General features: G+C 67.7%; 30 protein-coding genes. 20 read left to right on the forward strand and 10 right to left on the reverse strand.

The window, feature by feature from the left end; all coding sequences use genetic code 11:
* Positions 1 to 15: 15 nt before the first annotated feature.
* The 5 genes from GD628_RS13605 to tatA are packed head-to-tail and all read left to right on the forward strand — an operon-like array spanning position 16 to position 3,829.
* The gene (locus tag GD628_RS13605; protein ID WP_091608420.1) at positions 16 to 948 is read left to right on the forward strand and encodes a dihydrodipicolinate synthase family protein; all 933 of its coding nucleotides are present in this window, start codon (positions 16 to 18) and stop codon (positions 946 to 948) included.
* Positions 949 to 953: 5 nt separating this feature from the next.
* Complete coding sequence (locus tag GD628_RS13610) at positions 954 to 1,910, forward strand: ROK family protein (RefSeq protein ID WP_091608423.1); 957 nt, start codon at positions 954 to 956, stop codon at positions 1,908 to 1,910.
* On the forward strand, positions 1,903 to 2,577 hold the full coding sequence (locus GD628_RS13615; RefSeq protein ID WP_091608425.1) for an N-acetylmannosamine-6-phosphate 2-epimerase: 675 nt from the start codon (positions 1,903 to 1,905) through the stop codon (positions 2,575 to 2,577). Before GD628_RS13610 ends, GD628_RS13615 begins: the two co-directional genes overlap by 8 nt.
* A complete protein-coding gene (locus GD628_RS13620) occupies positions 2,574 to 3,563 on the forward strand; it encodes an alpha/beta hydrolase (RefSeq protein ID WP_193313282.1) in 990 nt (329 codons plus the stop codon). Before GD628_RS13615 ends, GD628_RS13620 begins: the two co-directional genes overlap by 4 nt.
* Positions 3,560 to 3,829: a Sec-independent protein translocase subunit TatA gene (gene tatA, locus GD628_RS13625; RefSeq protein WP_091608431.1), complete on the forward strand. Its 270-nt coding sequence runs from the start codon at positions 3,560 to 3,562 to the stop codon at positions 3,827 to 3,829. The genes GD628_RS13620 and tatA overlap by 4 nt, the downstream gene beginning before the upstream one ends.
* A gap of 117 nt (positions 3,830 to 3,946) precedes the next feature.
* Here tatA and GD628_RS13630 read toward each other — a convergent pair whose 3' ends face one another.
* Positions 3,947 to 5,971: a sialidase family protein gene (locus GD628_RS13630; protein WP_152275086.1), complete on the reverse strand. Its 2,025-nt coding sequence runs from the start codon at positions 5,969 to 5,971 to the stop codon at positions 3,947 to 3,949.
* Between the two features lie 624 nt (positions 5,972 to 6,595).
* On the reverse strand, positions 6,596 to 7,201 hold the full coding sequence (locus GD628_RS13635) for a class I SAM-dependent methyltransferase (protein WP_091608435.1): 606 nt from the start codon (positions 7,199 to 7,201) through the stop codon (positions 6,596 to 6,598).
* Between the two features lie 385 nt (positions 7,202 to 7,586).
* On the opposite strand from GD628_RS13635, the gene GD628_RS13640 reads away from it, so the two are divergent.
* Both GD628_RS13640 and GD628_RS16890 read left to right on the forward strand, forming a co-directional pair.
* On the forward strand, positions 7,587 to 7,802 hold the full coding sequence (locus tag GD628_RS13640; RefSeq protein WP_152275087.1) for a helix-turn-helix domain-containing protein: 216 nt from the start codon (positions 7,587 to 7,589) through the stop codon (positions 7,800 to 7,802).
* Positions 7,803 to 7,806: 4 nt separating this feature from the next.
* Positions 7,807 to 8,466, forward strand: coding sequence for a Clp protease N-terminal domain-containing protein (locus tag GD628_RS16890; RefSeq protein ID WP_152275088.1), 660 nt, complete (start codon positions 7,807 to 7,809; stop codon positions 8,464 to 8,466).
* 20 nt (positions 8,467 to 8,486) lie between these two features.
* Here the strand turns inward: GD628_RS16890 and GD628_RS13650 are convergent, their stop codons facing one another.
* A complete protein-coding gene (locus tag GD628_RS13650; RefSeq protein ID WP_152275089.1) occupies positions 8,487 to 9,398 on the reverse strand; it encodes a helix-turn-helix domain-containing protein in 912 nt (303 codons plus the stop codon).
* Between the two features lie 144 nt (positions 9,399 to 9,542).
* On the opposite strand from GD628_RS13650, the gene GD628_RS13655 reads away from it, so the two are divergent.
* A complete protein-coding gene (locus GD628_RS13655) occupies positions 9,543 to 10,232 on the forward strand; it encodes an SDR family NAD(P)-dependent oxidoreductase (protein WP_152275090.1) in 690 nt (229 codons plus the stop codon).
* Here the strand turns inward: GD628_RS13655 and GD628_RS13660 are convergent, their stop codons facing one another.
* The 3 genes from GD628_RS13660 to GD628_RS13670 are packed head-to-tail and all read right to left on the reverse strand — an operon-like array spanning position 10,233 to position 11,583.
* Entirely contained in the window at positions 10,233 to 10,640 is a 408-nt protein-coding gene (locus tag GD628_RS13660) for a VOC family protein (protein ID WP_091608446.1), read from the reverse strand.
* A 14-nt stretch (positions 10,641 to 10,654) separates the two neighbouring features.
* Positions 10,655 to 11,095 (reverse strand): helix-turn-helix transcriptional regulator, encoded by a 441-nt coding sequence (locus tag GD628_RS13665; RefSeq protein ID WP_091608449.1) that lies wholly within the window; start codon positions 11,093 to 11,095, stop codon positions 10,655 to 10,657.
* Positions 11,096 to 11,127: 32 nt separating this feature from the next.
* Positions 11,128 to 11,583 (reverse strand): hypothetical protein, encoded by a 456-nt coding sequence (locus tag GD628_RS13670; RefSeq protein WP_091608452.1) that lies wholly within the window; start codon positions 11,581 to 11,583, stop codon positions 11,128 to 11,130.
* Positions 11,584 to 11,858: 275 nt separating this feature from the next.
* Here GD628_RS13670 and GD628_RS13675 point away from each other — a divergent pair, with 275 nt between their 5' ends.
* Positions 11,859 to 12,935 carry a 2,3-butanediol dehydrogenase gene (locus tag GD628_RS13675; protein WP_091608455.1) on the forward strand — a complete coding sequence of 359 codons (1,077 nt, stop codon included), beginning with the start codon at positions 11,859 to 11,861 and terminating at the stop codon, positions 12,933 to 12,935.
* Positions 12,936 to 13,010: 75 nt separating this feature from the next.
* Here the strand turns inward: GD628_RS13675 and GD628_RS13680 are convergent, their stop codons facing one another.
* Entirely contained in the window at positions 13,011 to 14,027 is a 1,017-nt protein-coding gene (locus GD628_RS13680) for an NADPH:quinone reductase (protein WP_152275091.1), read from the reverse strand.
* 225 nt (positions 14,028 to 14,252) lie between these two features.
* Between GD628_RS13680 and GD628_RS13685 the strand changes: the two genes are divergently transcribed.
* The 3 genes from GD628_RS13685 (at position 14,253) to GD628_RS16860 (ending at position 17,223) form a co-directional block, all read left to right on the forward strand.
* Entirely contained in the window at positions 14,253 to 15,824 is a 1,572-nt protein-coding gene (locus tag GD628_RS13685) for an LTA synthase family protein (RefSeq protein WP_226802557.1), read from the forward strand.
* Between the two features lie 92 nt (positions 15,825 to 15,916).
* Entirely contained in the window at positions 15,917 to 16,990 is a 1,074-nt protein-coding gene (locus GD628_RS13690) for a DNA polymerase IV (RefSeq protein WP_476726884.1), read from the forward strand.
* A gap of 104 nt (positions 16,991 to 17,094) precedes the next feature.
* Positions 17,095 to 17,223 carry a hypothetical protein gene (locus tag GD628_RS16860; RefSeq protein WP_255300613.1) on the forward strand — a complete coding sequence of 43 codons (129 nt, stop codon included), beginning with the start codon at positions 17,095 to 17,097 and terminating at the stop codon, positions 17,221 to 17,223.
* A gap of 96 nt (positions 17,224 to 17,319) precedes the next feature.
* Here the strand turns inward: GD628_RS16860 and GD628_RS13695 are convergent, their stop codons facing one another.
* Positions 17,320 to 18,009: an EAL domain-containing protein gene (locus GD628_RS13695; protein WP_263128095.1), complete on the reverse strand. Its 690-nt coding sequence runs from the start codon at positions 18,007 to 18,009 to the stop codon at positions 17,320 to 17,322.
* Between the two features lie 205 nt (positions 18,010 to 18,214).
* Between GD628_RS13695 and GD628_RS13700 the strand changes: the two genes are divergently transcribed.
* The 4 genes from GD628_RS13700 (at position 18,215) to GD628_RS13715 (ending at position 21,210) form a co-directional block, all read left to right on the forward strand.
* Positions 18,215 to 19,006, forward strand: coding sequence for a hypothetical protein (locus tag GD628_RS13700; protein ID WP_152275093.1), 792 nt, complete (start codon positions 18,215 to 18,217; stop codon positions 19,004 to 19,006).
* Between the two features lie 47 nt (positions 19,007 to 19,053).
* Positions 19,054 to 19,701, forward strand: coding sequence for an SRPBCC family protein (locus GD628_RS13705; RefSeq protein WP_152275094.1), 648 nt, complete (start codon positions 19,054 to 19,056; stop codon positions 19,699 to 19,701).
* 93 nt (positions 19,702 to 19,794) lie between these two features.
* Positions 19,795 to 20,409 (forward strand): TetR/AcrR family transcriptional regulator, encoded by a 615-nt coding sequence (locus GD628_RS13710; RefSeq protein ID WP_193313283.1) that lies wholly within the window; start codon positions 19,795 to 19,797, stop codon positions 20,407 to 20,409.
* Positions 20,410 to 21,210, forward strand: coding sequence for an NAD(P)H-dependent oxidoreductase (locus GD628_RS13715; protein WP_091608468.1), 801 nt, complete (start codon positions 20,410 to 20,412; stop codon positions 21,208 to 21,210).
* Positions 21,211 to 21,262: 52 nt separating this feature from the next.
* Here the strand turns inward: GD628_RS13715 and GD628_RS13720 are convergent, their stop codons facing one another.
* Positions 21,263 to 21,730: a VOC family protein gene (locus GD628_RS13720; protein WP_152275095.1), complete on the reverse strand. Its 468-nt coding sequence runs from the start codon at positions 21,728 to 21,730 to the stop codon at positions 21,263 to 21,265.
* Positions 21,731 to 21,828: 98 nt separating this feature from the next.
* On the opposite strand from GD628_RS13720, the gene GD628_RS13725 reads away from it, so the two are divergent.
* On the forward strand, positions 21,829 to 22,785 hold the full coding sequence (locus GD628_RS13725; RefSeq protein ID WP_091608473.1) for a helix-turn-helix transcriptional regulator: 957 nt from the start codon (positions 21,829 to 21,831) through the stop codon (positions 22,783 to 22,785).
* 174 nt (positions 22,786 to 22,959) lie between these two features.
* A complete protein-coding gene (locus tag GD628_RS13730) occupies positions 22,960 to 23,925 on the forward strand; it encodes an MsnO8 family LLM class oxidoreductase (RefSeq protein ID WP_152275096.1) in 966 nt (321 codons plus the stop codon).
* Here GD628_RS13730 and GD628_RS13735 read toward each other — a convergent pair.
* Complete coding sequence (locus GD628_RS13735; protein WP_152275163.1) at positions 23,848 to 24,372, reverse strand: ASCH domain-containing protein; 525 nt, start codon at positions 24,370 to 24,372, stop codon at positions 23,848 to 23,850. The genes GD628_RS13730 and GD628_RS13735 overlap by 78 nt on opposite strands.
* Before the next feature lie 105 nt (positions 24,373 to 24,477).
* Here GD628_RS13735 and GD628_RS13740 point away from each other — a divergent pair, with 105 nt between their 5' ends.
* Both GD628_RS13740 and GD628_RS13745 read left to right on the forward strand, forming a co-directional pair.
* Positions 24,478 to 25,533: a hypothetical protein gene (locus tag GD628_RS13740; protein WP_152275097.1), complete on the forward strand. Its 1,056-nt coding sequence runs from the start codon at positions 24,478 to 24,480 to the stop codon at positions 25,531 to 25,533.
* 111 nt (positions 25,534 to 25,644) lie between these two features.
* A complete protein-coding gene (locus GD628_RS13745) occupies positions 25,645 to 26,253 on the forward strand; it encodes a hypothetical protein (RefSeq protein ID WP_152275098.1) in 609 nt (202 codons plus the stop codon).
* Positions 26,254 to 26,312: the final 59 nt, after the last annotated feature.

Consider the following 26,312-nt stretch of genomic DNA (forward strand, 5'->3'; position numbering starts at 1 on the left):
GCACTGGAGAACCACTTGTCACACGCATCAAAGCCCAGCTTCCACGGCGTCATCCCGCCCGTCGTCACGCCCCGCACGGCGGACGGTGCCGTTGACACGGCGTCGCTGGAGAAGCTCACCAAATACCTGCTCGACGGCGGTGTCACCGGGCTTTTCATCCTCGGGTCCTCCGGTGAGGTCCCCTACCTGACCAACGCCGAGCGGGACACGGTGATCCGCACGGTCGCCGGCGTCAACGCCGGCGAGGTGCCCATCATCGCCGGCGCCTGCGAACAGACCACTGCACGCACCGTCGAGGAGGCCCGCCGCCTGGTGGGCCTCGGCGCGGATGCCATCGTGGCGACGTCGCAGTTCTACGCCATCTCGGACATCGCCGAGACGGACACCCACTTCCGGTCCCTGCACGCCGCGCTGGACGTTCCGCTGTTCGCGTACGACGTGCCCGTCCGCACCCACTTCAAGCTTCCGCTGCCGCTGCTGGTCCAGCTGGCCCAGGACGGCGTGCTGGCCGGCGTGAAGGACTCCTCCGGCGACGACGTGTCCTTCCGCCAGCTGCTGCTGGCCACCCGCGGCCTGCCGGACTTCGCCGTGTTTACCGGGCATGAGGTTGTGGTGGACGGCGCGCTGCTGGGCGGCGCCGCCGGTGTGGTGCCGGGCCTGGGCAACGTGGATCCGGCCGGCTACGCCGCACTGTACTCCGCGGCAAAGGCCGGCGACTTCGCCGAAGCCGCCCGCGTCCAGGACCGGCTCGCCGGCCTCTTCGACATCGTCTACACACCCACCCCCGGCCGGGTCTCCCCCGGCGCGGCCGGCCTGGGCGCGTTCAAGACCGCGCTGATGCTGCTCGGCGTCATCGACACCAACGTGATGTCCGCACCGATGACCGCCCTGAACGAGGCCGAGACCGCCGCCATCCGCGGCATCCTCGAACGCAGCGGACTGCTCTGATTCCCATGCGGCATGTTCTCGGCATCGATCTGGGCGGCACCAAGACGGCGGGCGGGATTGTCGACGCCGGCGGGAACGTGGTGTTCTCCGCCGCGGTCCCGACTCCGGCGCAGGCCGGTGCGGACAGCGTCCTGCGGGCCGCCGCCACGCTGGCCGCATCACTGCTGGCCGAGGCCGAAAGCCGGGGCCTGCAGGTGGACGCCCTGGGCATCGGCTCGGCCGGCGTGATCGACTCCGCCCGCGGCGTCGTACTGTCAGCCACGGACTCGATCCGCGGCTGGGCCGGAACCGCGCTGACCGCAGAACTCTCGGCCCGCACCGGGCTGCGCTGCACGGCACTGAACGACGTCCACGCGCATGCCCTGGGCGAAAGCTGGCTCGGCGCCGGTGCCGGTGTTCCGAGTGTCCTCTTCCTGGGCATGGGCACCGGCGTTGGCGGCAGCTACGTGCTGAACGGACAGCCGCTGGAAGGCGCATCCTTCGCCGCCGGACACACCGGGCACCTCGCCTCGCCGTTCGCCGTCGAGTCCGGGCAGCCGGTGCCCTGCAGCTGCGGCGGCGCAGGGCATGTGGAGGCCGTCGCTTCCGGGCCGGGCATCTTCGCGCTCTACACCCGGTTGGGCGGCAGCACGGCGGCGGATACCCGCGGCGTCTATGCGCTGGCAGCCGACGGCGACCCCGTAGCCGCGAAGGCACTGCACCGCGGTGCCGCAGCGGCCGGCTCGGCGATCGGCGGACTGGCCAACGTCCTTGATCCGCACATTGTGGTGGTGGGCGGCGGCCTGGCCTTCGCCGGTCCGCTCTGGTGGAACACGATGGAAGCCCAGGCCCGCGCCGAGCTGCTGCCTCCACTCGCGGACCTGCTGATAGTGCCCGCCCAGCTGGGCGAGACGGCGGCCATCCGCGGCGCCGCCCGCCGGGCCCTGACGCTCATTCCCGCTACCGAAGGCTCCCATGCTTAATCTCCAAACCCTCCGTTCCTCCCTGATCGTTTCCTGCCAGGCCTACCCCGGCGAGCCGATGCGGGATCCGCAGACCACCGCACAGGTGGCCCAGTCCGCCGTGATTGGCGGTGCCGCTGCCGTCCGGGTGCAGGGACTCAGCGACATCGCCCGGGTGCGTTCCGCCGTCGAGGTTCCCGTCATTGGCCTCTGGAAGGACGGGCACGACGGCGTCTTCATCACCCCTACGCTGCACCACGCCCTTGCCTGCGCCGGAGCCGGGGCCCACATCGTGGCTCTGGACGGTACCCGCCGTGAACGTCCGGACGGACTGTCCCTGGCCCAGACCATCGCCGGCGTCCACGAAGGCTCCAACGCGCTGGTCATGGCGGACTGCGGATCAGCCGCCGACGCCGTTGCTGCCGCCACGGCGGGTGCGGACATTATCGGCACCACACTCGCCGGCTACACGGGCGAGCGGCCGAAGACCGACGGTCCGGATCTTGAACTCCTGGCGGAGATTGCTGCCCTTGACCTCGGCCTGCCGCTGATCGCCGAGGGCCGCATCCACACCCCCGCACAAGGCCGGGCCGCGCTGGACGCCGGAGCGTTCGCCGTCGTGGTGGGCACGGCCATTACGCATCCGGCGACCATCACCGGCTGGTTCGCGGACGCGCTGGCACCGTGACGTCCTTCCGGGCCGTAGGGTCCTTCCGGGAGCGGGTGGATCCGGAGCTGCTGGCCGGGCTCGCGTTTTCCGAGGAACATCCACCCCCGGTGTCCCTGGCCGAACTGGCAGGCTTCCGGGAGCAGGCAGAGGCGCCGGCCGCCGCCGTCGTTGATCCGGGAGTGCGGATCCGGGACTATGCAGCCAACGGCGTGCCGCTCCGCGTCTTTACGCCCTCCGGTCCCGGCCCGCACCCTGCCGTTTACTGGATCCACGGCGGCGGGATGATCGCCGGCAGCGCCGAGCTGGATACGGCCTACTGCGCGGAGCTGAGCGTGCGCGTCGGGGCTGTGGTCGTGGCGGCGGATTACCGGCTTGCCCCGGAGCATCCGTATCCGGCGCCGCTGCAGGACGTGCTCGCCGGACTGCGCTGGCTGTTCACCGCCGCCGGGGAGCTGAACGTTGACCCCGGGCGCATCGCCGTCGGCGGTTCCAGCGCGGGCGGCGGACTGGCCGCCGGTCTGGCGCTGCTCAACCGGGACCAGGACCGGCTGCCCCTGGCGTTCCTCTACCTGATGTACCCCATGCTGGATCCCACGCACAGCTCCGCGTCCGCCCGGGAATTTCGCAGCATTCCCACCTGGAACCGCGCCCACAGTGAGTTCGCGTGGAGCTGCTACCTGGCCGGTGCTGCTCCGGTGCCGCCTCACGCGGCGCCCGCGCTGGCCGAAGATGTTGGGGGGCTGCCCCCGGTGCTGCTCCAGACCGCGGAGCTGGATCTGTTCCGTGACGAGGACATCGCGTTCGCGGCGAAGCTGATGCAGGCCGGCGTTCCCACGGAACTGCATGTCTATCCCGGGGCCTATCACGGCTTCGAACTGAACTGCCCGGAATCTTTTGTGGGCGCCCGGTGCCTGCTGGACCGGAACCGCGCCCTGGCCCGGGCGCTGCACGGCACAACCACCGATACTCCGCTGACCACCGCTACGAAAGGCACCTGCTCATGAGGCTTGAAGGCTGGCACATTGTCATCATCATCGTCATTGCGATTCTTCTCTTCGGCGCTCCCAAGCTCCCCGGCCTGGCGCGCAGCGTCGGCCAGTCCCTGCGGATCTTCAAGTCCGAGGTCCGGCAGCTGAAGGAGGACGACGTTCCTTCCGCGAAGACGGATCCCGGAACCGGCGCCGTCGTGCCCCCGGCCGCTCCGGCTCCCGCTCCCGCCTCCCGTCGAGAGGCCAGTTACGGCTCGTATGAGGCGCCAAAGGAGCCCTAATTGACCTCTCGATGAGGGGGATTCCGTTCGGCAAGGGGGCCGGGACGTGCTCTTCGGAAGGCCATGGGCCGCCGGTTCCGCAGCTGCGGAACCGGCGGCCCGTGGTTTTTCCGTGCCTTACTTCAGGCGCACGGCTTCGCCCAGCACCCGGCCCGCGGCGCTGGACGCACCGGAGACGTTCCAGGCTGTGTCCGGGACGAAGTATCCCCTGGCGACGTCGACGGCAGTGACCGTGTAACGCGGCGTGGTGCAGTTGTAACCGGCCCCTGCCGGGAGCGCCGAGTAGCGGCAGTTACCCGTTCCCGGAGGAACAAACGGACTGAAGTTGCCGGAAGTGGGGACCACCGCTGCGGTGGCCGGCCCGGTGTTACTGACGTCGAACCGGTACGAGACCGTCTCGCCCGCGGAGTAGGGGTCCGAAACGACGTTGCGCGCGGCGTCGTCCCGGCTGCCGGTGATGCTGACTCCGGCGAGGGAGCCCGCAGGAGCCTGGATGCCGCTCTTCAGGGCTACCGGATAGCCGAAGACCTTATCGGTGCCCGAAGCCGCTCCGGAGATCGCCCACGTGGTGTCCGGAACGAAGTACCCCTGCGCCGCTTCCTCGGCGGTAACCGTGTGCGCCGGAGTAGTGCACACGTAGGAAGCGCCCGGGGCCAGGGAGAGGTAACGGCAGTTGCCCGTTCCCGGGGCGGTAAGCGGTGCGAAGTTACCCGCCGTCGGCGTCACGGTAACCGTCCCTGCATTGTTGTTCCTGACAGTGAAGCTGTAGCTGACGCTCTGGCCCGCGGTGTAGGGATTGGCGGCAAGGTCGCGCGAGGTGTCCGTGCGGGTACCGGAAATGCTCACACCGGCAATGGTGGTGGTGCTGGGCGCCGGGGGCGGCGTGCAGCTGTTCAGCCAGCTGTCGCTGAACTTCGCGAACATGATGCCGTTGCTGTAGCTGGATTCGTACAGCACGCCGATCTGCCCGCTTTCCAGCCGGGTGACTGTCGAATATGCGGAGAAACCGGATCGGATGGTCCGCGGCACTCCCCAGGTGGCGCCGTCGTCACAGGAAACCCGGGCGGAAACGTTTTGCCTGCTGTCCGGATTGTTGGCGTTGGTGAAGATCAGCTTCTTCGCGTCGGCGCTGCCGGCAGGAGCATCCGGGAAGAGCCGGGCGATCGCCGCGTTGTTGGCAGGATCAGTCAGCGCCGTGTCCAGGGTGACGGGCCCGTACGAGGCGCCGCCGTCGGTGGATATCGCCACCTTGCGGGCGTTGTCCGCGGCGTTGTTGGAGCGGGAGTTGAGCATCACCCGGCCGTCGGAGAGTTCCACTGTCTTGTTCTCGTCCATCCGGGTGCCCCCGTTGGCGCCCTTGACCCAGGTGGCTCCGTGATCATCGGAGTACACGCTGTAGGCCTGGATGGCGTTGGTTCCGTCCGCCTGCCGCACGTCGCCGGCGAATTGCTGGATGAGCCGTCCGGCGTAGGGCCCGTAGCGCAGCTGGATGCCCTCTCCCGAACTGGCGAACATGCTGCGAACGTCTCCGGGCTGCGGGTTCGTGGTGCTGCTTCCGGGTTTGACGATGCTGGTGATCAGCCGTGGAGCACCCCAGGAGAGTCCGCCGTCGCTGGATTCGGAGACTTGCGCGCTGATGATGTTCCGGTTCGCGTCATCGTTGCCGAAGGTGCTGCTGGCATACCCCGCGTTCTTGGAATAGACGGAGAACAGGAACAGCTTTCCGGTCTCGGCGTCGTACACGAAGCTGGGATCGCTGTAGCCGAACTTGCCTGCTCCGTTGTTGGCCGTGTCCAGGTTCCCGGCCAGGATGGTGCGCTGTGCGCCCCAGGTGGCTCCGCCGTCGGTGCTGCGGCGCATGACGATCGAGTTTGGGTTGGGCGAATCAGCGGCGTTGTTGGGCCGGCCGTCCCAGGCGGCAACAACGACGCCGTTGCCGAGGTAGCTCAGGGCCGGAATGCGGTAGGCGGCGAACGGGCTCACCACTGTGGCACCGAGGTTCTGCTCGCTAAAGGTTCCGGGTGGATCGGTAGGCGCGGCGGCTGCCGGACCGGCAACCAGAAGGCTGGACAGCGCGACGCCGGCGGCGAGCGCAGCAGCGGCTAGGCGGCCGGGCCTTCGAAGCAGGGGTGATCGGGACATCTCGGTCCTTTCAAGAGCCGGCAGTGGACCCGCCGGCGGCCGGCCCGCTGCCGGGCGGCGGCGGGACCAGTCCGCCACCGGATCCGCCCCGGGTCACTCCATGGCATGAAATCCAACGTTGGACATCCTATGACTGTAGAGAGGAGCGTGGCTGTGGACAATGGTTCGCGTTCAAACGCGTGTGACCGGTGGGGACATTGGGTCGAGTGGGGCGCGGGGGCGTTGGGGTTGGGCGTCGCGGGGGCGTCGCAGGCGCGGCGGGGCGGAGCAGGCTCGGCAGACGCGGGGGCCTCGCAGGCGCGGCAGGCGGAGACGCCGGGGCTGGGCAGGCACGGCGGGCACTGCACCCCGTGCGGCGCATGCATCGGTGAGTTCGGGTCGCTGAGAGATACCCTGCCGCATCTCTCGGGGACTTCGGGTCGCTTAGAGACACCCTCCTGAATCCTTCGGGGAGATAACCCCCTTCGACGCGCCCAAAGCAGCGCCATCCGAACGAAGGATGTGGCAGCGGGCCCCAAAAGAGCGTTATCTCCCCGAAGGATGCGCCGCCCGCGTGACTTCCACCCCACATCGAACTTCGGGGCCGGCGGACGCCGAGGCTAGCGGCAGGCTACGACGCCGAGGCTAGCGGCGGCCCAGAACGGCAACCAGGAAGTCCGACTCGACGTCAAACGGGCGCAGGTCCCAGGTGGAGAACTTCTGCTCGACAGTCAGCCCCACGGAGGAGGCATCCTCAAAGAAGGTCCCGAAATCGTAACCGCGGCCTGCGCCGAAGCCGACGACGATTCGCCCGCCCGGCGCCAGATGCTGCTTCATCCTTTCCAGGGCATCCGGCGCGGTTCCGGGAGCCAGGAACGCCATCACGTTGCCGGCGCTGACAATCAGGTCGAACGGCTCGGCAATACCCTCGGCGGGCAGGTCCAGTTCGGTCAGGTCCATAGTGAACCAGGGAAGGTCCGGGAAGTCCTTCTGCGCGGCCGCAATCAGTTCCGGGTCAACATCAACGCCGACGACGCTGTGCCCGCGGCGGGCAAGCTCGCCACCCACACGTCCCGGACCGCAGCCTGCATCGAGGATCCGTGAGCCACGAGGAAGCATTGCGTCCACCAGCCGCGCTTCGCCGGCCAGGTCGGCTCCGTCTTCCCGCATCTGCTCGAAGCGCTGGATGTACCAGGCTGAGTGGTCGGGGTTCTGCCGCTTCTTTGCTTCCCACAGGGTTTCTTTACGCACCCCTCCAGCCTACGCGGGGCGGGGCGCTCGGCCGCCGCACGGGTTCCCACTACCCGTAACGCCAGTTACCTCAATGAACCCCATCAGCACCATGGGCACCCAGGAGTGGGAGCACAGGCGCCGAGCTGCCGGGCGACTAAGACAACCGGGCACCAAAACCCCGGGCTGCCCACCCCACGCCACAGGACTGCAGGAGCGCCGAGTCACTGAGACGTCGGGCCGGCGCGGCGCCAGAGACCGACAGGTCCGCGCGGCGCCAGGTCCCAGGGCCGGGCCGAGCGCCCCCGGCCCCCGAGCCCTACGGCCTCGGAGCCCCCATCACCACGCCCTAGAACCTCCACACCACCCCTTGACGCCCCGCGTCCGTCAACTTAGATTGACACTCATGGAAGAAAGTTCCCGGCTGGCCGCCGCAGCCGCCAGCCCTGACCCGGCAACCGGCCTGGCCGCCGTCGTGGCACTGGGCAAACTGCGTGACCAGCTCGAAGCCGTCCAGGTGGCCAACGCCCGGGCGCAGGGCTGGTCCTGGCAGGCCATTGCGGACCAGCTCGGCGTCAGCAAGCAGGCAGTCCACCAGAAGTACAACCGGAAACCGAGGTAACACCATGTTTGAGCGCTTCACCCAACAAGCCCGATCCAGCGTTGTCGCAGCTCAGGAAGGAGCGCACACCCTCCAAGCGACACAAATCCTCCCGGCACACGTGCTGCTGGGCGCCGTTGCTTCAGCCGAGGCGTCGAACTCTCCGCTGGCCGGGATCCTGGCGGAAGCAGGAATCACCTCCGCCGCCCTGCAGCCGGAGTTGCTGGCCCTCGGTTCGGCCACCGTTCTCAACGAACAGGATGCCGAAGCGCTTCAGTCCATCGGCATCGACCTGCAGGCGGTGCGGCGGGCGGTCGAGGAGCAGTTTGGCCCCGGTGCGCTCGACGCCGACGCGTTGGCGCCGGCGTCGGTCGAGGCGTCAGCGTCGGCCTCCGCACCGCGAAACCGGTTCGGCCGCCTCAAGGGCGGCGGCACCAAGCGCGGCGGCACCAAGGGCAGCGGAGTCAGAGGCAGGGGGATACCGTTCAGCAGGGGCGCAAAGTCGGTGTTGGAAAACAGCCTCCGCGAAGCTGCCGCCCACAGGGACGGCTACATCGGAGCCGAACACATTGTGCTGGGGGTGATCCGCACAGCAGACCCCACGGCAACGGCGCTGATCAGCAGCCATACGAACCCTGCCGAACTGGCTACCCGGATCCGCAACACCCTGAACCGCGCCGCCTAAACCGCGTGTCCAAGCACGGCTCAGAGAGCGGATGACGGCGAACCCGGCCGGGACGGGCCTGCGGCATGTGGTCCGGGCGGGGAAGACACAGCACGCTGCGACTCCCCGGCGGCTGGGAGGTGGGCCGATGCCAGCAGCGCCAGCTTCCCGGCGTCGTCCGTCCCCTGTTCCGGGTGGAAGACCACCAGCGTGATTCCGTCCGCCCCGCCCACCTCCAGCCGTTCCCGGTTCAGAGTCAGCTCTCCAACCTGCGGGTGGTTCAAGCGGAGGGAACCGCCCGTCCTGCCCTTTACGTCGTGTTTGGCCCAGAGCTTCACGAACCTCGGGCTTGCCAGCGAAAGCTCGCCGGTCAACTCGATGAACCGCGGATCGTCAATGTCCTTGCCCACGGCCTGCCGCAGGCTTGCCACCAGGCATTCAGCGACCTCCTCCCAGTCCGGGTACAGGTCCTGTTCCGTCGGATCCAGGAACAGGTCCCGGAGGTGGTTACGGCCGGCGGACAGCCTCGGTGACAGCGCGCTGGCCAGCGGATTCGCAGCCAGGACGTCGAAGTAGCGCCCCTCGAGGAACGCCGGCTGCGTCATGGAATTCAACAGGTTCAGCGCGCCGGGCGGAGGGACCTCGGCACGGGCCTTCCGTCTGCGGGGACTGGGGGCCTCACAGACCAGGGCCACCAGATGGGCCAGGTGGTCCTGGTCCAGGCGCAGCACCCGGGCGAGTGACTCGACCACCTGCAGGGACGGATTCCGGTCCCGTCCGCGCTCAAGCCTCAGGTAGTAGTCGGCGCTGATTCCAGCCAGCATCGCCACCTCCTCCCGCCGCAGTCCGGGCACGCGCCGCACTCCGCCGTCGGGAATTCCCGCCTGCTCGGGAGTCACAAGGGCACGCCGGGCCCGGAGATAGGCTCCGAGTGCGTTGGTCGTCTCAGTCATGGGATTACAGTACGACGCCGCGGACCGGCGGAAGAGGGCCCTGTCACACCCCTGGATAAAGGGGACACTGGTTGCCGCCAAGTGCCGCTCCTAGCTTGGTAGCAGGCCCGGACCGGGCCGGCAGCTTTCAACCCAAGGAGTCCCATGACCGTCACATTGATCACCGGCGCCAACCGCGGCATCGGCTACGAAACCGCCCGGCAGCTCATCAGGCTTGGCCACACCGTCTGGATCGGCGCCCGGGATGCCGAACGCGGGGGAAAAGCCGCGGCAGAGCTCGGTGCCCGGTTTGTGCCGCTTGATGTCACCGACGATGCTTCCGTAAGCGAAGCACTGGACACCATCGGCCGGGCCGAGGGAGCCCTGGACGTGCTGGTGAACAACGCCGGAGTGATGGCCACCGGTGTCCCGGACGGACCCTCGGCGCTGCGCTCCTTCGATACCAACGCCGTCGCTATTGTCCGCGTCACTGAGGCTGCGCTCCCCTGGCTGCGCCGGTCCCCGAACCCAGTGGTCGTGAACGTCACTTCCAGCATGGGGTCCTTCTGGGCGGTGACCAACCCGGAACGTCCGGAGTCCACCATCAGCGCCGCACCGCTGTACGCAGCCTCCAAGGCAGCCGCAACCATGCTCACGGTCCAGTACGCCAAGGCGCACCCGGACGTGAAGTTCAACGCGGTGGAGCCCGGCTTTACCGCCACGGACATGACTGCGGACATGGAGGGCGGGCGTCCGGTGGAGGACAGCGCGGCCGTGGTGGCGCGGCTGGCAGCGCTTGGCCCGGAGGGACCCACCGGAACCTTCACCGACGAGACCGGCGTGCTGCCCTGGTAGCTACACGCCGTTGATGCGGATCTGGTTGCCGGCCGGGTCGCGGAAAGCGCAGTCGCGGATGCCGTAGGGCTGGTCGGTCGGCTCCTGGATGACTTCCGCGCCGGCCGACTGGACGGCGTCGAACGCCGCATCCACATCTGTGGAGGAGAGCACCAGGGTGGCGAACGTCCCCTTGGCCATCATCTCGGCAATCATCCGCGTCTCTTCCTCGGTGATGGAGGGATCAGCGGACGGCGGATACAGCACCACGGAGACCTCCGGCTGGCCCGCCGGGCCCACGGTGATCCACCGCATTCCCTCGTAGCCGACGTCGTTCCGCACCTCGAAGCCCAGGGCGTCACGATAGAACGCGAGGGACTCGTCGGGGTCGGTCTGGGGCAGGAAACTGTTGGATATGTTCAGGTTCATGCCGGCAACGATAGTTAGCGGCCGGCGGGCTGCGCTTCTTGATTCCTGACCGGTTTGGAAACGTTCTTCGCGACACAGGACGGCATGCCTTTGGTCGCATCCGCGTGCTCGCGCCGGTAGGTGCTCGGCGGGATGCCCACCAGTTCCGTAAAGCGGGTGCTGAAAGTGCCCAGTGAGGAACAGCCGACGGCGAAGCACACCTCGGTCACGGACAGGTCGCCGCGGCGGAGCAGGGCCATGGCCCGTTCGATGCGCCGGGTCATGAGATACGAATACGGCGCCTCGCCGAAGGCCCGTTTGAACTCCCTGCTCAGGTGCCCGGAAGACATGTGCGCGTCGCGGGCGAGCGCATCAACGTTGAGGGGCTGGGCGTACTCCCGATCGATCCGGTCCCGGACGCGGCGGAGCACCACCAGATCCCGCAGCCGCTGGTTCTGGGCTGTACTGCTGGACATGGGGATACGGTAACCCCTGTGTGCGGGGCAGGCTAGGGAGCTGCGCTTCGTGCGCGCATTTCGCGGTGCCGGTTCACGAATCGCAGCACCCACACCAGGAGGGCATTCCCGGCGAGGGTTCCGCCAGCCACCAGGATGGCGCCCACGGCCCACAGTCCGGAGTCATCGCCGAGGGCAGCGGTCAGCATCCAGGCAGCTGTGAACCCAACGGGGAGCGCAGGAATCAGCAGCAGCGGACGGAGAACCTTCACGCCCATCCAGGCCAGCACCATCCAGGTCACTGCGCAGCCGGCAACCTGCCACGACTCGTACGGGCCGGAGCTCTCACTTCCGGAACCGTCCCGGACGGTATCCCAGGCAAACCATCCCCACCACAGGCCTGCGCCCAGCACGGTGAAGGCGATGGCCGCACCGGGCTGCAGCGTCCGGGCTATGCCAGGAGCCAGGACAGGGCGGGTTTCAGCGGAACCGGGTGCGGTGGAGGTCATGCCTCAACCCTGCCACCCGGACGGCGCACGGCAAAGGAACCGCCCGGGGGCTGTTTAACCAGCGTGGTTCCTTCGGGCAGCCTCTTCACGGCGTACCCGGATCCACTGATACAGGCCGAAGGCGCACAGGCAACGGTCCCAGCACCCGCCACCACCTCCCCACACCCCCCCGCTGTGCGCACAGCGGTCCAGAGGCCTACGGTGGGAAGTGAGGAGCGCAGTGCACTGTGCTTTTCCCAGAAGTCCAGAAGAATGTCCGGAAGAATGGAGTAGTCATGAAAGCCGCCCGCTACTACGACCGCGGTGATATCCGCGTGGACGAGCTGCCGGAGCCGGAGGTTCTGCCGGGAACCGTGGGGATCGACGTCGCCTGGTGCGGCATCTGCGGTACCGACCTCCACGAGTATCTCGAGGGGCCCATCTTCGCGCCGGGCCACGGACATACCCACCCCATCTCCGGCGAGGGACTGCCGGTCACGCTGGGCCATGAGTTCTCCGGCGTGGTGTACGCCGTAGGCGAGGGTGTTGAGGACCTCGAAGTCGGCCAGCACGTGGTCGTTGAGCCCTACATCATCCGGGACGACGTCGACACCGGTCCGGATAGCCGGGACTACCACCTCTCCCCAGACATGAACTTCATCGGCCTCGCCGGCCGCGGGGGTGGGCTGGGTGAGAAGGTGGTGGTGCAGCGGCGCTGGGTGCATCCCATCGACAACTCGGTTCCCCTGGACCAGGCTGCCCTGATCGAACCCCTGTCAGTTGGGTATCACGCCGTGGAGCGGTCCGGTGCGAAAGCAGGAGACGTGGCACTGGTCGGCGGCGCGGGGCCTATTGGCCTGCTGACCGCTGCTGTCCTCAAAGCCCAGGGCGTCACCGTTGCCATCTCCGAGCTCAGCCCGCTGCGCCGCGAGAAGGCCCTGGAAGCCGGCGTCGCCGACTACGCCCTGGACCCGTCCCAGGTGGACGTGGCGGAAGAGGTACGGAAGATAACGGATGGCAAGGGCGCGGACGTCGCATTTGAATGCAGCAGTGTCCAGGCGGTGCTGGACACGCTGATGGATGCCCTGCGACCCACCGGAGTGCTGGTGGTCGTATCCATCTGGGGCAAACGCTCGGATTTCGACATCCACAAACTGGTGATGAAGGAAATCGACATGCGCGGCACCATCGCCTATGTGAATTCCCACCCCGCCACCATCGAACTGGTGGAGTCCGGCAAGATCGACCTCTCACCGTTCATCACCGGGAAGATCGGCCTGGAGGGGCTGGTGGACGAGGGTTTCGACACCCTCATCAACCGCAATGAAACAGCGGTGAAGATCCTGGTCTCCCCCTCCGGCGAAGGTCTCTGAGTCCTCTGACTAAAGACTGAGGTGCCGGTGCGCGGGACGGATCCCACGCACCGGCACCGCCTTTTTTAACCGGCTCTAGGAGTCGCCGGATACGCGGATCAGGACCTTGCCCGTCACACCTCTTTCGACGGCGTCGTGCGCGGCAGCGGTCTCCTCCAGCGGGAACCAGGTCAGCGGCAGGCCTGCTTCTTCGCCAACCGGGAGGACGCCGTCGCGCAGTGCTTCCGTAATGTCCTTCACGGCGGCCTGGTGCGCGGCTTCGCCCTCGGTATAGACAAGGACACCCTGCCAGCGGACGTTCTTGGCGAAGCTCGCAACAATCGGCGCGGTGAACTCTTCACCGTTGTTGTTCGCGTAATAGGCGATGCTGCCGTGGTTGGCGATGACCTCGACGTCCAGCGCCGCGTTCTGCGCCGGGGACACCTCGACAATGTGGTCCACGCCCTCCGGAGCGATCTCGCGGATCCGGCGGGCTTCGGCGAGATCGGGGTAACGCACAATGTGATGCGCGCCGGCCGCGCGGGCGAGCTGTGCCTTGGCGTCGCTGCTCACCGTGGCGATCACGGTGGCTCCCGCCCAGGCAGCCAGCTGGATCGCTGCGTGGCCCACTGCTCCGGCTCCGCCCTGCACCAGCACGGTGCGGCCGTCCAGGGATCCGGGGGCAAGGCGGCCGGGACCGAATTCGTGGACCGTCAGGGCGCGGTGCGCGGTCATCGCCGGGACGCCGAGGCTGGCTGCGACGTCGAATCCGATGCCTTCGGGGAGCACGACGGCGCGGTCCGCGGGCAGCACGGTGTATTCCTGTGCGGTGCCGGTCGGCCGCCCGTGCGCCGCGAGGTAGATCCACACCCGGTCCCCCACGGCCAGGCCGGAGACACCTTCACCGACTGCATCCACCACGCCGGCCCCGTCCTGGTTGGGCACCACCTCATCGAACGGGACGCCGCCCATCCGGGCCTTCCAGTCCGTGGGGTTCACGCCGGACACGGTGACGCGGACCCGCACTTCGCCGGGACCGGGATCGGCAACCTCACGCTCGGCGAGGGAGAGGACAGAGGACGCTCCGGACTCGGAGTAGACGATTGCTTTCATAGAGGATTCCAAGGAGTAAAGGCATTCATCTATTCCCCGCCGGGCACCGCTTTTCCGGCCGAATGCGGACCTTCCGCACGGCCCGGCACGGCAAACAACGGGTGAACACGGCATGAGCACTGGTTGAACGAGAAGCGAAACCGCACTAAAATGCCATGGACCCGAGAACGGGTAATTGTCAAGAGGTTTGTACAAAACCCAAATCCTGGATTGTGAGGTGCTTCCGTGGCCGGACGGTTTTCTTCCGCTGCCCGCCGCGGCGGCGCCATCGCGGGGCAGGTTCTGATCTATCTCCTGCTCTGGGCCGGGCTGGTGATGCTCGGCGCTGCCGGCGTCATCCACTTCAACTGGGGCCGCATTTCCGTGGGCCAGATGCTCCTGAACCTGATGTCCGTGGAGCCCGACGGCGGCGGCGGCTCAATTGTCTGGACCGCCATCCTGTGGATCGGCGTCGTACCCGTGCTCCTCACCGTTGCCGCAGTGCTCTGGCACCAGCACCGGCGGCGCCGCCGCCGCGTTTCCGGCGGGCATCTGCGCACCCCGCGCCCGCACTGGGTGATGCGCGTCCTCGCCACGTTCGTGGTCTCGGCCGTCGTCGTGGGCGGCACCACCGCGTTCGCCACCACCGTCAGCCTTCCGCAGTACATCAAGGCTGCGATGTCCCAGTACGACATCGGCGATTACTACTCCGCGCCGTCCGTCAGCGCCGGTGCTGAAAAGCGCAACCTGGTGATGATCTACCTGGAATCCGGCGAACAGACCCTCGCGGACGACGAACTGTTCGAAAAGGACGCGTTTGTCCCCCTGAAGGACGCCACCAGCGCGGACAAGGGCTGGCAAAGCATTGAAGACTTCCAGCAGTACAAGGGCGGCGGCTGGACCATGGCCGGCCTGGTTTCCACGCAGTGCGGCATTCCGCTCAAGGGCAGCGGCCTGGGCGGAGGCGGCAGCAGCAGCTCCGGCAAGGACGCCCGCAACGTGGCCGACGGCGATGTGGACACCTATCTGAGCGGCACCACCTGCCTGGGCGACGTGCTGCAGGACAACGGCTACACCAGCGTGTTCATGGGCGGGGCCAGCTCCACGTTCGCGGCCAAGAAGACATTCCTCACCGGCCACGGCTATGACCAGGTGCTGGGCCTGGCCGACTGGCGGGAAGCCGGGGAAGCCGAGGAGGACTTCCGTCCCGACTGGGGCCTCAGCGACGAGCGACTGATGGCCAACGCCAAGGACAAGGTGGATGAGCTGCACGCCGGCGCGGAGCAGACCGGCAAGCCGTTCAACCTCTCCGTCCTCACCCTGGACACGCACGAACCCGTGCACATTTATGACTACTGCACCGTGGACACCGAAAACGTGGTCACCTCCGCGTTCCACTGCTCCATGGTCCAGGTGGCGGATTTCGTGAACCATCTGGAAGCCCAGGGCTACCTCGAAGACACCGCTGTGGTCATCATGGGCGACCACCTCAAGCACATGAGTGCCGGCGATGCCTTCCATGAACAGCTGGACTACCACCCGAACCGCACCATCTTCAACCGAATCTGGGTTCCCGGCGGCGCCGGCGCAGAGCTGCGGCCCGGGGTGGACCAGCTGAGCATGTTCCCCACCATTCTCGAAGCAGCGGGCCTCACCGTGAAGGACCATGAAGCCGGCCTCGGCGTCTCGGCCTTCACCCGGCAGATCCCCCCGGGTTCGGCGCAGTTCCTGGCCCCGGAAATGTATGCCGAGCTGCTGGATTCAAACTCCAGCCGGTTCTACGCCGGTGCCTGGGCCGGCGAAGCGCTGGCCCGCTAACCGACGCGCGCACCTATCCGCGCCCGGACCTCCTGCGCGTTCGACCCTCCCCGCCGGTGCCATTTAAAGGAATCTCCGGCACACTGGGTCCCGTGAGCTCAATCCCCTGGGTGCTGCACGTGGATCTCGACCAGTTCATCGCAGCGGTCGAGGTGCTTCGCCGCCCTGAACTGGCGGGAAAACCGGTGATCGTGGGCGGACGCGGGGACCCGACCGAGCGTGCCGTTGTGTCCACGGCGTCCTACGAAGCCCGCGCCTTCGGTGTCGGGTCCGGGATGCCGCTGCGGGTCGCCGCGCGGAAAGTGCCCGACGCCGTGTTCCTCCCCGTGGATGCGGAGGCCTACCTCGCCGCCTCGGAATCCGTGATGTCCACACTGCGGGCCCAGCCAGGCGCCGTCGTGCAGGTCCTTGGCTGGGACGAAGCGTTCGTGGGGATCGACGCCGGGGATCCGGAAGCCTACGCGCGGACCCTGCAGGCCGCCGTCCTGGCCGAGACCCGGCTGCACTGCAGCGTCGGCATCGGAGATACCCTGATCCGGGCCAAGAACGCCACCGATTTTGGCAAGCCTGCCGGAACGTTCCGGCTGACGGAGGAGAACTGGCTGGACGTCATGGGCGCCAAGCCCACCAAGGACCTCTGGGGCGTGGGCAACAAGATCTCTGCGCGGCTGGCGAAGCTGGACATCCATACCGTGGCCGAGCTTGCCGCAGCCGATCCGCAGGACCTGGTTCCGGAGTTCGGACCCAAGATGGGTCCCTGGTACGCCACGCTCGGACGCGGCGACGGAAGCCGGGAAGTGGATGACACTCCGTGGGTGGCGCGCGGGCACAGCCGGGAGACCACCTTCCAGACCAACCTCACCGATCCGGAGCAGGTGCGGGGCGCCGTCGAACAGCTGACCGCGGAGGTTCTTCGGGATGTGGCGGCGGAGGGACGGCCGGTTATCGGGCTGACGCTGAAAGTCCGGTACGCCCCGTTCACCACCAAGACCCACGCCCGGAAAATTCCGGAGACCTTCGACCGGGATGAGGTCCTGGCCAGGGCGCTGGACCTTGCGGGGGCGATCGAAGACGGCCGTCCCATCCGGCTGCTCGGGCTGCGGGCGGAAATGACCATGCCCAACGACGCGCGGAAGGGACACACGCCCACGCGCGGCGGCTGGTAAATCCGTGACCGCAAAGGGGTGGTACGGTCTGCCCCGGCGGGTGCACGATGGGTCTTACCGGCCGGGCGGACGGATCCCGGGTCCTCGAAGGAAGGTGCAGTCCCATGGCAGATCTCGGAGGAATGGCGGACAAGGCCAAAGAAGCAGCCCAGGACAACCCGGAGAAGGTTGACCAGGCCAAGGACAAGATCAAGGACGCCGTCGACGGAAACAAGGACGACGAACAGAACTGACCCCGCAAACATCAACGGCCGGGCCGCCCGTCACCGGGCGGCCCGGCCGTTTCGGTGTGTCAGGAAGCGGCTGTTCGCCGGGCTCCCGGGCTGGCGTTACGCGGCCCGGACCTGTGGAAGTTCCTCGAACGCAGGCTTGGCGAACCAGTAGCCCTGGAAGAGCCGGATACCGGATTCCTTCAGAACCTCGAACTCCTGCTCGGTCTCGATCCCTTCGGCCAGCACGGTGATGTCCAGGTCCCCTGCGATCGCGAGGATTCCGTCCACGACTGCCCTGCGGGCCGGACTGGTGTCGATTCCGCGGATCAGCTTCATGTCGATCTTGATCAGGTCCGGCTGGAAATCAGCCAGCAGCCCCAGCCCCGCGTAGCCGGCACCGAAGTCATCCAGGGCAGTGGTGAACCCGTGCCTGCGGTATTCAGTGATGATGTTCGTGAGGTGGCCGGTGTCCCGGACTTCTTCGTTTTCGGTGAACTCGAACATGATCGAGGACATCGGAAAGCTGAACCGGCGGGCAGCATTCAGCGTGGCGCGCAGGCAGGCCGCCGGTTCGTAGACCGCTTTCGGCAGGAAGTTGATGGACAACTTCAACTCTTCCTCCGCGGGAAACAACCGGGCTGCCAGTTCGATCGCCTTGGTCCGGCAGTCCTGGTCGAACCGGTACATCTGGTCCGGGGACACCTTGGACAGGACCTCGAAAGCGCCCTCGCCGCCCATTCCGCGGACCAGTGCCTCATAGCCCCACACACGCTGTTCGACGGCGTCGTAAATCGGCTGGAAAGCCATGCTGAAATCGAAATCGAGCTTTGAAGCCGTACTGCAGCCGTCACATGGCATGGAAGTCCCCCGGAGATTGATGTACCTGAAGATTACAGCGGGCTGTCCCTCTCCCGGAGCGCCCGGTAACGGCACGACTTCGTTGCCTAGGTGAGTGCCGTTTCGCCCGTCGCCCGCTAGGGTGGGACGACTGTCCGCTCTGTCCGGGGGAACCATGAAGAAAGCCATCTCGATCCCTGCCCTTTCGCTGCTGCTCCTGACCGGGTGCGCGGCAGCTGACGCAGCGCCGGAAGCCGTGGTTCCGCCGCCGTCCGCGACGCCGTCTGCACCGGTATCCCCCGCGGCGCAGGACACGGAGGAACAGGCCTGCACAAAGCTCATGGGCACCGACGGCAGCGGCCCGCTCTACGAAAGCATTCGCCTGGTGCGGATCAGTGACGGAACGTTCGGCTTCCAGCCTTCGACGCCGGAAAAGACGGAAAGACTGCACCAGACGGTCCTCGCCGCTGCCGATGCAGCTCCTGAGGATCTGGGCGCGCTGCTGACTGACCTGTCCTCTGGCACGGCGGGCGCCCTGCAGGTGGCGGAGAGCAGCGAGGGGTGGTCGGTTTACTTCAGTCCCGAAGGCTGGAGCGCCGCCGCCGGTCAGCTGCTGAGCCGCTGCGCACCATACGAGCCTGCTGCTGCCAGTGTCCCGGCCGGGGCGGATCTCGGATCCCCGGACGCTGTGGGCGCCCGGTTCCCGGGCTACCCGCTGGTGGTGGATGCTTCGTCCATCGATTACCGTGCGGGTGCCTGGCTCGCCGGCAAGCTGGCGGACGGACGGGTAGTGGCGCTCGCCCCCAGTCTCTATGCCCCGTATGACCCGGCTGTCCCAGACCTGGGCTCCTACTATGCCGGATCCGGGGAAGTCTCCGGGGACAGCGCCGTCAAGCAGACGGTCTTTCCAGGCTCCAGCGCGGCCGGGGCATTCACCGGGGTAACGGCCGGAACCCAGGAGCCCTGACCACTTCCATATTGTCCTGCCTCTGCACCAGTGCAATATTGGGACGCATGCGGTGGACACGGCGTCTGACAGGTCTGGCGGCGGCCGCCGCGTGTGCTGCCGCCGCGGTACTGGCGCTGCGCCGCACATCCCTTCGGTGGGGCGCCACCGAGGCAGAGCGTGCCATGGACCTGCCGGGGGACGAACTGCTTCCCGTGCCTGATCTCACGGCGACCCGCGCCATCTCCATCGTCGCGCCGGCGTCGGCGGTGTGGCCCTGGCTGACGCAGCTCGGGCAAAACCGCGGCGGCTTTTACAGCCATGACTGGCTGGAGAACCTGATTGGCCTGGGTATTCACAGCGCGGAAACCATTCGGCCGGAGCTGCAGGTTCAGGAACTCGGAGAGACTGTTGATCTTGCGCCGGGTGCCGGGCTCGCGGTGGTCAGGCTCGACGGCGAACGAGCCCTCGTGCTGGGCGGCGGAGTCGGGCCGGGTGTTTCCCCAAGCCCCCAGAGCGGCGGCGTTCCCTACGATTTCACCTGGGCCTTCGTTCTCCTGCCCCGGCCCGGCGGATCTACCCGGCTCGTGGTCCGTGAACGCTACGCCTACCGGACCGGATGGGCCGCAGCACTGGTAGAACCCGTGGAAATGCTCAGCTTCCTCATGTCCGAACGGATGCTGCGCGGCATCCGGGACCGCGCAGAGCGGACTTAGAGCGCCGTCGTCAGCACGCCGCGGAGAAACCCTGGAACTTCTGAGTTACCAATGGTAAGTTACGGATAGTAACTTACTTGCAACGGGAGTCCAATGACCACCACTAATCCATCGACCCGAGCACCCCGGCGCCGCCTGTCCAAACCGGAGCGCCGGGTCCAGCTGCTGGAAATGGCCCGGGAGCTCATCCGGGACGCGGGGACTGACGGGTTCACGCTCGGACGGCTCGCAGACCGGGCCGGGGTGACCAAACCGCTGGTGTATGACCATTTCGGCGACCGCGCGGGGGTCTTCGCGGAGCTGTACCGCGAGTTCGAGGCACGGCAGCGGAGCACCCTTTCCGCCGCCCTCGCAGAGGCCGAACCCCGGCTGCCCGTCATAGCGGAACTGGTCTCCGGCGCCTATATCGACTGCTGCCTCGCCGAAGGACGGGAACTGGCCGACGTCGTTGCCGCCCTCTCCGGTTTCGCAGCGCTGGAGGGAGTCCGGCAGGAGGCTGAGGACGCCTACCTCGCCATGTGCCGGACTGCCCTGGAGCCGTTCGCCGGCTCCCTCGGACTTGCCCAGCTGCAGGCGATCGTCGGCGCCGGGGATGCTCTGGCCCGCTCGGCGCTCTCCTCCCGCATCTCTGCCGACCAAGCCCGCAGCACCCTGACTTCCGTGGTGCTTGCCGTCGCCGGCACCACCGGCTCCACCCAGGAGGACTGAATGCCCATCTCCCATCCCCCCACCGCGGGACGCGCCCTGTGGGTGACCGCCCACCCCCGCGCAGAGTCCCTGAACGGACGCCTTTTCCGCGAAGGCGTCGAGGCCTTGTCCACCCGCTTCGAGGTAGCCACCTCGGACCTGTACGCGCAGGGCTTCGACCCCGTGCTGGGCGATGGCGACCTCGGTGATCTGGCAGGCGTGCCAGGCAACCTGGCCGCACAGGCCGGGGAATCCTATGCGGCCGGCCAGCTGCCGCCCGAGGTGCAGGCAGAGCAGGCCAAACTCGCCGCAGCCGAGCTGCTGATCCTGCAGTTCCCGCTCTGGTGGTACGGCCCGCCCGCCATCCTCAAGGGCTGGTTCGACCGCGTTCTCACCGACCGGTTTGCCTACGGTGACCTGGATCCTGAGCTCGGCGTCCCCCGGCGATACGGCGACGGCGGGCTGACGGGGCGCCGGGCGCTCGTCGTCGTCACGGCCGGAGAAGACGAACGTTCAATCGGGCCCCGCGGCATCAGCGGCGACCTGGAGTCACTGCTTTTCCCGCTGACCCACGGCGTGCTCTGGTACACCGGCATTGAAACCCTGGACCTCCACGTGGTGTACGACGCCGATGACATGGACCCTGCCCGCGCGGAGCTGGAGGTCAAACGGCTCCGGGAGCGGCTGCTGCTCCTGGAGGACGAGAAGCCCAGGCGCTTCCGGGCCCTGCGCGACGGCGACTACCGCGGCACGCGCGCCCTCCGCGCGGACATTGCACCCGGCAGGATGGATTTGGGCATCCATTTCGCGGACAGCCCGTAGCCGCCCCCGCCCCGTCCTCACGCAACGGGCCGCCAAGCGATCCCGAGCCTGCTCAGCCTGCAGAGGGCGCTTCGACGTCGAGCACCCAGGTGACACCGAAGCGGTCCGTGAGCATGCCGAAGCCGGGGCTCCAGGCGGAGGCGGCCAGCGGTTCAATGATCTCGCCGCCGTCGGCCAGGCCGTCCCAGAGCGTGCGCACTTCCTCCAGGTTCTGCCCGCGCAGGGACTGGAAGAACGTGCGGTCCGTGATGGTGGTGCCGTTTTCGCGCCGGGTGGTCCCTGCGGTCCGGGTAACGTCGGAGTCGTCCTGCCCCGGAATGTCATACGCCATGAGGCGGAAGCCGTCAGCCGTCTCGAGCTGGCCGAACACAATCTTGCCGGCACCGGGAGCCTCCTGGGGCATGCCGAAGTCGCCGTACGTCGCTGCCGTCACGGCGCCGCCGAAGACCGACCGGTAAAACTCCAGGGCCTTGCCGGCGGTGCCACGGAAATTCAGGTGGGTTGTAGTGGAAATACTCATGGGATTTGTTCCTCTCAGTCGGCACCCTTTGTGCCGTAAATCCACACTGGACCTGGTAGCGGACAGGATGTGTCCTCTTCTTCCGGGATACTCAATTCATGCCCGGAACGTCCGCACGAATGCTAGCCCTGCTCTCGCTGCTGCAGTCCCGGCGGGATTGGCCGGGGCAGGTCCTGGCCGAACGGCTGGACGTCACGGTCCGAACCGTCCGGCGGGACGTGGACCGGCTCCGCGAACTCGGCTACACCATCGCGGCAGTCAAAGGCCCCGACGGCGGTTACCGCCTGGCAGCGGGAACTGACCTTCCGCCGCTGCTGTTCGACGACGAGCAGGCGGTGGCCATCGCCGTCGCACTCCAGAGCGCGCCCTCCAGCGGCGTGGCTCTGGATGAGGCCGCTGCCCGGGCACTGACAACGGTGAAACAGGTCATGCCCTCACGTCTGCGGCACCGGGTGGAGGGGATCCAGTTCACGGATGCCGGGACCTCCGCCCGCGTGGATCCGGTAGTCCTCGAAGCGGTCAGCACGGCGGCCAGGGACCAGAGAATCCTTCGGTTCAGCTACGGCGAGGACTGGGCGCTGCCGCCCAAAAGGGTTGAACCGCATGCCGTAATTGCCCGCCGCAGCCGTTGGTACCTGGTGGCCTGGGACCTGGATAAGGCGGACTGGCGCATTTACCGGCTGGACCGGATGGGGCCCAAGTCCCCCGCGGGAGCGCGTTTTGTGCCGCGGCCAATCCCCGGCGGCAGCGCGGGTTCTTTTCTCTCGGCGCGGCTGAAGGGATCGGAGGACGGCGATGCGTGGCCGTGCCGGGGTGAACTGCTCATCGAACTGCCTGCGTCCGCCGTAGCGCCGTGGATCGGCGACGGCGACCTGGAGGAAGTCTCCGCGACATCCTGCCGGGTGCGGGTGGGGTCATGGTCCTGGGCGGGGTTGCTGTCCTGGGCGGTGCGCTTCGACGCGCCGTTTACCGTTCTTGGCCCGGAGGCGTTCACCGCTTCGCTGCCAGGGTTTGCGGACAGGATTTCCGCGGCATACCGGGGGCCGGGTGGCTGAGCCCTGCTCGGAACCGGCTGCCCCCGGGCCGGAGAACGACGCCGGGCGCGCCGGGAATGCCGTCCGTCCCGCCTATGTTGCCCCGGGTATGACCAGCCTGCATCCAGTCCGTCAGTTCACCGCCCCAACGGGCGTCCCGGATACCGGGGCCAGGTCCGGGTCCGGGGGCTCGTGATGCGCGTTTCACTGCTCGACCGGTCCCGCAGCCGCGCGGGTGCGTCAGATGCCGAGACCATCGCCGGCACCGTGGAGCGGGCCGTGCGGGCTGAGGCGCTGGGATTCCGGCGGTTCTGGACCGCAGAGCACCATGGAGTACCGGGCATCGCCTCCTCTGCTCCAGCAGTGCTGCTGGCTGCGATCGGTGCGCGCACCCGGCACATTCGGCTCGGCAGCGGCGGGATCATGCTGCCTAATCACCGCCCGCTCGTCGTAGCGGAGCAGGCACTGCTGCTCGAATCCCTGTATCCGGGCCGGATCGATCTGGGGCTGGGCGGGTCCCTGGGTTTCACCCCCGCGGTGCGCGCGGCGCTGGGGCGCCCTCTCCTGCGGGACGGCGAATACGCTGCCGAACTCAGCGAGGTGCGGAACTATTTGACGGGCCGGGCAGCGATCACCGCCCGGCCGCAGACCGCTCCCCCGCCAATGTTCCTGCTGGCCATCAAGGACGGCCTGTCCCTGGCGGCCCGGCTGGGCCTGCCGGCCGTCGTGGGCGGTCCGCTGCTCCGCGACGCCGCAGCCATTGAGGGCTACTTCCGCGACTATCAGCCAACACCCGAGACGCCGGAACCGTATCTGATCGCCTCGGCGGAGGTTCTGGTGGCGGAAAGCGCCGAACGGGCCCGGGAACTGCTGCTCCCTGAAGCATGGGCGCACGCCGACTCGCGGGAGGTGGGCGAGTTCCGGCCGCTGCGCCCTGTGCAGGACGTGCAGCGCCTGCTGGAGACTGCCAGCCCGCGCAAGGCCGCCTCTGTGCGGAACTGGGCGGAATCCGCCGTCGTTGGCACTCCCGCACAGGCAGCCGAACGGCTGGCAGTGCTGCTGGAACGGACCGGCGCTTCGGAGCTAATGGCCAGCGTGAGCGCCTTCGACCCCGCTGACGTCGCCGCGACGGATACCTTCCTGGCTTCCCTGCAGGACTGACGCCTGCGGCGGCCACACCACGGTGAACCGTTCAAAGACGATGTCTTCGGCTTCAGACCACTGCCGCCCCTGGGCCGCCGATACGCGTGTCCAGTAGCGGCGGTGCTCACGCTGCCAGCTCTCCAGGCTGAGATCGTCTTCGCCCTCGTCCCGGGCAAACGCTGCATCGGCGCTGGTGAAGGGGCCAAGCCGCAGTTCGGTGGTACGCAGGACGATCCGGGGCGCTCCGGTTCCGTCACACGCGATCCAGTGCGACCCGATCCTGGGCAGCGAATCTCCCCGGCCCAGGAAATCGGCCGCGAGTTCCGACGTCGCGCGTTTCCGTCCGCTGAGCACGTGCCCAAGGAGCTCGTCCGCCAGCCTGCGAGTATCCCCAAAATGCTCCACGGTGTACTCGGGGCACGCGGCCACCGCTTCCGGGTGGGCGGCGGTGTATTCGTGCCACATTCGGACGGCGGCGGGATGGTCGGGCTGGCTTACCGGCTGGGATTCCACCTGCCCATGATGTCAGGTGCGGCGGTGTGCCGACGTGCCGGCAGGTAGGGTGTGCCGATGGATACCGGAGCGGAAGTGCTGCTGGAGGGACCGTGCGGCCGGCGGCTGTGCCTGGAACTGGCAATGATGCTGGACCCCACGGTCGCCTCTGCGGTGTTTTACCTCGGCTACGAACTGGATCCGGGCCGCGGAACGTCCGTCAAGCTGTTGAGCGTCTCCGGCGACGACGGCGGTGCGCCGCCGGTCCCGTCGCTGGAGGACATCACCGATGCACTTGAAGCCCTTGATCCCGGTTCCGCTGGGGCTGACCAGATTGACGGCGCCCTGGTCCGGGCGGTGGACAGCTCACGTCCATGGCAGGAACCGGACGGAGAGGACGCCCTCGCCGCGCTGCCGGAGGTGCAGGCCGCACTCGTCCCGCTGGCCTCGCGCGTGCTGGATACACCGTCGGCGCAGTGGTGGAACCAATTCCGGCCGGCCGAACAATCGGCCCTCGACTGGAGTCCGATCGGGAACCCGGCTCCTCCGCGGCACACCGCCGCCGAAACACTGTCCGCATGGGCGGCCGGGGCCCGCAGGGAAGAAGCCAGTGCGGCCCGGGACAGGCCCGCCGATCCGCACGCCAACTGGACCGGCACATGGTGGTCCTTCCCCGAAGGGGCGCTCCGCACCGTGGCACAACTGCCCCTGGGCCTGGACCTCATCGAAGACTCCTTCGGGGAGACATCCGTCTCGGTGACCGGTGTTCGCGGGGCCGGACGTACGTACGAGGTGCGCTCCGGGTCCGATTGGGCGGCGCTGTGCCGCGAGTATCCATTTCCGGTCACGGCGTCCCGGCGCCATGACTGGTTCCGCTGCACCGGGCGTCACGGCGAATGGGTCATCCCGGACTGGGAGAAGGCCGCGGAAAAGTGGGATGCAGTCCATGTGACGGCGCTGGCATACCTCAGCTGCGCCAACCGGGCGCTGGACGTTGATGCCGGCCGGTCAACGGTCATGGCCGGATGGAATCCGGACACGACCATCTGGCTGACGGACGCCGCCGGCGAAGACGGCCCTCCGGAACGCTGGTACCGCACGGCAACCGGTGAACCGTGGGTCAGGGAAGCGTAATCCGCGCTCTATGGGCAGCCGACGGCGCCACAGTCCGGAATCGGGTGCTGTTCACACCGCGGGATGCCGTCTAGTCTCAGACCAGAAAATCAATGGGGGGGATACCGACACATGGGGAAGCAATTCGCGGGCGCCGCCGCGGCACTGATGGCCGGCGTGCTGCTGGCAGGCTGCGGGCCAACCGACGCCGAAGTCAACGAAGCCCAGGCTGTTGCGGCGGCCAAGGCCAGCCCGGAGCCGACGCCGTGGGAGCCGAGGCCCTGCCACAGCGGCGAGGTCCAGCAGACGGATGCAGTGAGCGGCATGCAGAGTCTTCGGCCGGACTGCCTCGACCAAGCCCTGGTGGAAGCCATCGAGGAGTTCCCGGAACCACTGCCTCCCGGTATTGACTGGTATTTCCGCACCATCGATTACTTTGATCCGAAGGAAAATCCGTCGCGTGAAGTACCCGTGATGATGGACGGCGGCCAGGACATGATGGTGGCCAGCTTCTGGCTTTGTGCGTGGATGGACACTTACCTGCAGGCGGTGGACGGCGATGACGCACCGGGGCAGGAAAACAGCATGGCTTATCTGTCCAGGTACACCGGCCTGCCGGCGATCCAGACGTTTTTCGTCGACCGGGAGGTCTTTGATTCACGCGTCATCGCGACGGCCCAGGCCAGCGATCCCACAAACCTTCGCAAGGAATTCCAGAGCTGCGGCGCCTACCGCGGCTAAGCCCGGGGGCCGTAGGCAACCAGAGTTTCTCGGCAAGCGAGCTCCGCTTCCGGCTGGAA

Source organism: Arthrobacter koreensis (assembly GCF_009193255.1).
Classification (GTDB): Bacteria; Actinomycetota; Actinomycetes; order Actinomycetales; family Micrococcaceae; genus Arthrobacter_B; species Arthrobacter_B koreensis.